Origin of the sequence: Photorhabdus sp. RM96S, assembly GCF_042879335.1 — a bacterium.
Classification (GTDB): domain Bacteria; phylum Pseudomonadota; class Gammaproteobacteria; order Enterobacterales; family Enterobacteriaceae; genus Photorhabdus; species Photorhabdus kayaii.
Map to the genome: position 1 here is coordinate 1 of NZ_JBHFKT010000283.1, position 225 is coordinate 225.

Annotated in this window: 1 protein-coding gene; it reads left to right on the forward strand. The window is 48.4% G+C overall.

Annotated elements, in window-relative coordinates:
• Window positions 1-66 precede the first annotated feature (66 nt).
• Window positions 67-225: helix-turn-helix domain-containing protein (locus tag ACGF49_RS25365; protein WP_387493594.1), on the forward strand; the 159-nt coding region annotated here is incomplete at its 3' end.

Here is a 225-nt window from a genome sequence, read left to right on the forward strand (position 1 = left end):
TTTATGTCAACCCTTATTAGAAAGGCAGGTTACAGTATGGAGACGACAACTTTATGGTTTATACCGATGAACTTTCCTGCCAGATTGATACAACTTCGCAAGGCGGCTGACTTGACACAACAGGCGCTGGCTGACAGTGCATCTCTTCATGTTAACCAGATACGCCGTTATGAAGCGGGGTCGGCTCAACCCACCTTAGACGCCCTGATACGGCTGGCTAAAGTG